This window comes from Bacillota bacterium (assembly GCA_024655925.1).
Taxonomy (GTDB): Bacteria; Bacillota; DTU025; order DTU025; family JANLFS01; genus JANLFS01.
In genome coordinates, this window is the sequence record JANLFS010000070.1 from 10,390 (window position 1) to 16,084 (window position 5,695).

Genomic DNA, 5,695 nt, shown 5'->3' on the forward strand with positions numbered 1-5,695 from the left:
TCGCAGACCTCCAAGATGGAGTCGAGGTTGTCGAGACCCTCCTTGTTCTCGATCTTGGCGATGATGGGGATGCTCGCCCCCAGTCCCCGGATGAACTCCCTGATCTCTTGTATGTCAGATGGCTTACGTGTGAACGACGCTGCGATCAAGTCAACCCCATGCTCCACGCCGAACCGGAGGTCCGCTTCGTCCTCGGGCGACATGGCAGGGAGATCGACACACTTCCCCGGAAGGCTGAGTCTCTTCCTGCTGCCGAGCGTCCCTCCGACAACCACCCGGCACGCAACCTCTTTTGCACGAACTTCCTCAACGGCCAGCTCGATCAGGCCATCATCCAGCAGCAGCCTATCACCTTGGGCCACGTCCTCCGGCAGCCGCGAATAGCTCACGCTCACCTTCTCCTTGCTGCCCATGACACGCTCGATCGTGAGAACGAAAGAGTCTCCCCTCTCGAGAGTCGCCGAGCCTCCAGAGAAGGTTCCTATCCTGATTTCGGGGCCTTTGGTATCGAGGAGCACCGGAACGTGTTTGCCGGATTCGCCCGACGCTGCCCGAACCTCACGGATCCGCGCAAGATGTTCTTCGTGGGTTCCATGAGACAGGTTGAGGCGGGCCACGTCCATTCCCGCGGCCATAAGGCTCCTGATAGCCTCCGGGGATTCGCTCGCCGGTCCGATCGTGCACACTATCTTTGTCTTGCGCAAGGAGTCCACCCCCGCAAAGACGATATCATGGAACGGGGCGCAGGGGAAGCCCACTTAGGAACAGAATATGCCGTTGGGCATCATACAGGTCGGAGGCGAGGCGTGGTGGGTTGGTTCATATCCGCCCTTCTGGCGGCATTTTTCTGGGGAATTGCTCCCATCTTCGGGAAACTGGGGCTTACGAAAGCCGATCCTCTCACCGCACTGACTGTTCGGACCCTCGGGGTGGCTGCGGCCCTCGTGGCCATCAACGCATTTGGGCAGAAAGCAGGTGCCCTTCGAGGTCTGCCTCCCAAGGCATGGATATTCCTCCTGCTGGAGGGCATGTGCGGTTCCCTGCTTGGCCACTACGCTTACCTCTACGCGCTCAAGCACGGGGCCGCGTCTGCGACTGTGCCCGTGACTGCGTCGTTCCCTATTGTGACCATGATAGCGGCCGTAATCCTTCTCGGTGAGAGGCTGACGATCGGGAAGGCCATTGGGGGTGCCTTGGTCGTGCTGGGGGTCTTACTGATCAGGACATTGTAAGCTTCATGAGATACCCAGGTGAAGGATTTGCCGGGTCGGGGTCGAAACTAACAAGCATACCTGGCTGCTCTCCATTATTCAATCATGGGAGGTTGTAAGACCTTGAAGAGACTGATGGCAACGAAAGTCGTGGTGGCACTTGTGGCATTGGTGTTGCTGGCAACCCCTGCACTCGGAAAGACCGGTCCGATTGTTCTCAAGCTCAGCCACCTCAACGCGCAAAAGCCTTTCGAAGTGGCCACGGCCGCGATGGCGCAGGTCTTCAAGACCATGGTGGAGGAGAACACGAACAAGGGGATCGTTGTGGAGCTCTATCCTGCGGGGACTTTGGGGAACGAGCGGGAGACGATGGAGCAGGTGCAGGCTGGCATTGTCCAGAGCTACATCGCGTCCGGCGGCGGAATGGCGGTGTTCTACCCGCTGATGTCCGTCGTTGACATCCCTTTCGCGCTCCCCAACTACAATGTCGCGTATCAGGTCTATGATGGTCCGTTCGGCCAGATGCTCGCCGCCGACATCCAGGCAAAAACCGGCTTCAAGGTCCTAGCATTCGGCGAGTCCGGAGGGTTCTTCCAGATCACCAACAGCAAGCGACCGATCAGGACCCCTGATGATATGAAGGGCCTCAAGTTCCGTACCATGACGATTCCGATGCACATGGAGATCATGAGGGCGTTCGGGGCGTCCCCCACCCCCATCGCGTGGGCCGAGGTGTACACTGCGCTCCAGACCGGGGTCGTCGACGGGCAGCACAACCCGATACCCATTATCGAAACAGGCAAGCTCTATGAGGTTCAGAAGTACATAACACTCACCAACCACCTCTACACCCCTTACGTATGGGTCATGAACAACAGGTTCTTCACGGGCCTCACCCGTGAGCAGCAGGCGATCATCGTGGACGCCGCGAGGACGGCAAACATTGCAGGGCGAGGCTTAAACAGGATACTCGAATCCAGCGAGAAGGGCCTGCCGCTGCTCTCGAAGTACATGGAGGTCTACAACCCGACCGACGCTGAACTCGACAAGTTCAGAGCAATCTCCGTGGACGCAGCGATGAAGTTCATCGAGAAGACCTACAAGCAGGAAGGTGTGAACTTGGCAAAGGCCTTCCTCAAGGCGATCGACGACGCTCGGGCCGCGCTCGGGCAGTAAGATTCTCCGGTGAGAATACATATCACAGGCGGGCCGGCGGTTTTCCTGCCGGCCCACTCTCTAACTGCAGTAACGGAACGAGGGGTGGTATGGGACGTGGGAGCACAGGATAAGCGGCCGGTCTCGCATGTGGTGGCCTCCTGGGCGGAACGGGCGTCGCACGTCCTCGCGCGCGCGACATTGATCCCGTGCATCGCGGGTATTGGGCTGATGACTGTAACTGTCATCGTGGGCGTATTCTTCCGGTACGTGCTCAGAAACCCGCTCGGGTGGACGGAGGAGCTCGCGCGCTACCTGATGATCTGGTCTGCGTTGCTCGCGGTGAGTGTGGCGGTGAGGTACAGGGAGCACGTGGGCATAAGCCTTCTGATGGAGAGGCTCCCCCTCACAGTAGCCCGCACGCTTGCGATACTCACTAAACTCGTGATTCTTGGCTTTCTGGTAGTCTTGACCGCCCGGGGCTGGGATATGGCGGTCCGCGGCAAGATGCAGCTGTCCATGTCACTGAACACGAGCATGTTCTGGCCGCTTCTGGCGGTGCCGGTCACCGGTGCGCTCACTGCGGCCCAAGTTGCCCTGCAAGCCTTGGTAGATCTCAAACTCGGATCCATCGCGGAGATAATGGGGACGGCTCACTACGAGTAGGTCCGTCCCCTGGGCGGAGGGTCCCAGCAAGTCGGGAGGTGGGTCCCATACTACTCGGCATCGCCATCATCTTTCTGGTCTTCCTCTTTCTCGGAACTCCTATCGGGTTTGTCCTTGGGATAGCTGGGCTCTATGCCCTCCTATCCCTCGACATGCCCATTCTTCTGAACATGGTCCCCCAGCGCTTCTTCGCGGGCCTCGACATGTTCACCCTCATGGCCATGCCTTTCTTCATCATGGCCGGAGAGATCATGAACGCCACGGGGATCACCCGGCGCCTGGTGGCCTTCGCCAACGTGCTCGTTGGGCATCTGCGCGGGGGCCTGGCCCACGCGAACATACTTGCGAGCGTGTTCTTCGCAGGGATGACCGGGGCCGCGGTCTCTGACACTGCCGCCATCGGTACCATGCTCATACCCGCCATGGTGGAGGACGGGTACGATGTCGATTTCAGCGCCGCGGTCACCGCAGCTTCCTCCATCATCGGGCCAACTATCCCGCCCAGCAACATGATGGTCATCTATGGGTCCCTCATGAGCGTCTCCATCGCCGGCCTCTTCGCGGCGGGAGTCGTCCCAGGCCTTCTCCTCGCGGCCATACTGATGCTCTTTTCGGCCTACATATCCGCGAAGCGCGGCTATCCGAAGAAAGAGAAAGCCGCCACGCTGAGGGAGATCGTGGTGGGCTTCCGGGATGCCATAGTCGCCCTCTTCATGCCAGTCCTCATCCTGGGAGGGATCCTCACCGGTGCCTTCACGCCGACTGAAGCAGCGGCAGTGGCGGTCTTCTATGCGTTCGTGATCGGGTTCTTCGTGTTCCGAACCCTCAAGATCTCCGACATTCCAAGGCTTCTGGAGCGGACCGCCCGCACAACCGGGGTGGTGTTCCTGATAATCGCCACCGCATCCATACTCGGCTGGGTTCTGGCGAGCGAGAGAGTCCCCGAATCAGTTGCCGCGGCGTTCATGTCGGTGACAACGAACAAGTATGGGATCCTCCTCATGATCAACCTGCTGATGCTGGTGGTCGGCATGTTCATGGACATCGCCGCCGCTCTTATCATACTTGGGCCGATTCTGCATCCTCTCGCGGTGAACGCCGGGGTCCATCCTCTCCATTTCGGCATTGTAATGGTCCTCTCACTCAACATTGCGCTCATGACCCCGCCGGTTGGGGCGTGTCTCTTCGTGGCATGCGGCATAAGCAAACTCCGCCTCGAGCAGCTGAGCCGGGCCATATTCCCGTTCATCATCGCCGAGGCGATCGTACTGTTCGTAATCACCTTCTTCGACTTCATACCGCTTCTCGTGCCGAGACTTCTGGGGTTGGCGTAAGAGAGGGGGCGAAGCCTCGCAGCGCCTGGCTTGTTAGGTACTCTGACCTGTGCTTGCACCCCGAGAATGCTGGAAGCTCGGCCTTGACATGGTGAGCCTGGACGAGCTATGATTGATTGATAATTAAACACTTGCTTAATCGTGTTAGAACGTGTTCCGGGGGGGGGGGTGCCTTGGTCGAGCTCGAACACCGGATAACTGAGGTAGCGGGGGTGTCGGAAATCTTCCGGGTGCTCGGGGACGAGACCCGGACGAGGATACTCTACCTCCTTTCCATAAAGGAGCTCTGCGTCTGCGACCTTGCAGATGCCCTGGGCATGACCATGCCCGCTGTGTCGCACCACCTGAGACTCCTCCGGGCACTGAGATTGGTCAAGCACAGACCTGAGGGCAGACACGTGTACTACTCTCTGGCGGACGACCACATCCTGGATCTGATAAGGATCGCGCAAGAGCACTATGATGAGGCAAGGTAAGGGAGAGAGTTTTGCATGACACTCGGGAGGAGGCTGGATACCGTCCCCAGATACGCCGAACAGCGCGAAAACGATACATCGAGCTTGGACCGGTCGTCTGTCGCATGCGGCTGCACCTGCAGTGGCAGAAGTCCAAGCGCGGGGACCCACCCGTGTCCGGGCAGAGGCGGCGGCGCGAGTGCCTCCGGAGCGCATCAGGCCATGCACGCACAGGAGCGTGAGGCCATCGTTGGGGCGCTTCTCTTTGGGCTCGGGCTCGCGCTCCGCTCTGCTGCGGGGCGGGGGATGACAGCGGCAGTGCCCCTGGCATCCGTGCCGGGTTGGTTGGGAAACGCGGTCCTTCTCGTGGCCTATGCGGTGGCCGGCTGGAGGGTGTTGTGGACGGCGGCCCGTAGGATCACCCGCTGGCAGTTCTTCGACGAGAACTTGCTGATGACCGTGGCTTCGATCGGAGCCATAGCTGTGGGTGAGATTTCCGAAGCAGTCGGGGTCATGGTGTTCTATGCTTTCGGAGAACTCCTGCAGGCGAGGGCGGTGGAGCGGTCCAGGAAGTCGATTGAGTCGCTGATGGACATCAGGCCTGAGACGGCGAATGTGATCCGGGACGGCCGAATCGAGCGGGTCAGGCCGGAGTCAGTGGCTCCCGGGGAGCGCATTCTTGTGAGGCCGGGCGAGCGAGTGCCCCTCGATGGCGCGGTCGTTGAGGGGGAGTCCTTTGTGGACACCTCAGCGCTCACTGGAGAGTCCATGCCTCGCGCAGTGGGCCCCGGCGATGGGGTCCTCGCGGGCACGATCAACGCTCGGGGGGTCTTGACAGTGGAAGTGTCAAAGGCCTACTCGGACTCCTCTGTGG

Annotated in this window: 7 protein-coding genes; 6 read left to right on the forward strand and 1 reads right to left on the reverse strand. The window is 60.1% G+C overall.

Features of this window, described 5'->3' with window-relative positions; translation table 11 throughout:
* A partial coding sequence (locus NUW23_11120; protein ID MCR4426714.1) for a pyruvate kinase occupies window positions 1-704 on the reverse strand: 704 nt, incomplete at its 3' end.
* Between the two features lie 105 nt (window positions 705-809).
* Here NUW23_11120 and NUW23_11125 point away from each other — a divergent pair.
* The 6 genes from NUW23_11125 to NUW23_11150 all read left to right on the forward strand — a co-directional run.
* Window positions 810-1,232 (forward strand): EamA family transporter, encoded by a 423-nt coding sequence (locus tag NUW23_11125; GenBank protein MCR4426715.1) that lies wholly within the window; start codon window positions 810-812, stop codon window positions 1,230-1,232.
* Window positions 1,233-1,334: 102 nt separating this feature from the next.
* Window positions 1,335-2,387 (forward strand): DctP family TRAP transporter solute-binding subunit, encoded by a 1,053-nt coding sequence (locus tag NUW23_11130; protein ID MCR4426716.1) that lies wholly within the window; start codon window positions 1,335-1,337, stop codon window positions 2,385-2,387.
* A 96-nt stretch (window positions 2,388-2,483) separates the two neighbouring features.
* Window positions 2,484-3,032: a TRAP transporter small permease gene (locus NUW23_11135; GenBank protein ID MCR4426717.1), complete on the forward strand. Its 549-nt coding sequence runs from the start codon at window positions 2,484-2,486 to the stop codon at window positions 3,030-3,032.
* 38 nt (window positions 3,033-3,070) lie between these two features.
* Window positions 3,071-4,366 carry a TRAP transporter large permease gene (locus NUW23_11140; GenBank protein ID MCR4426718.1) on the forward strand — a complete coding sequence of 432 codons (1,296 nt, stop codon included), beginning with the start codon at window positions 3,071-3,073 and terminating at the stop codon, window positions 4,364-4,366.
* A 173-nt stretch (window positions 4,367-4,539) separates the two neighbouring features.
* Window positions 4,540-4,842, forward strand: coding sequence for a metalloregulator ArsR/SmtB family transcription factor (locus tag NUW23_11145; protein ID MCR4426719.1), 303 nt, complete (start codon window positions 4,540-4,542; stop codon window positions 4,840-4,842).
* A 201-nt stretch (window positions 4,843-5,043) separates the two neighbouring features.
* On the forward strand, window positions 5,044-5,695 hold a 652-nt coding region (locus tag NUW23_11150), incomplete at its 3' end, for a heavy metal translocating P-type ATPase (GenBank protein MCR4426720.1).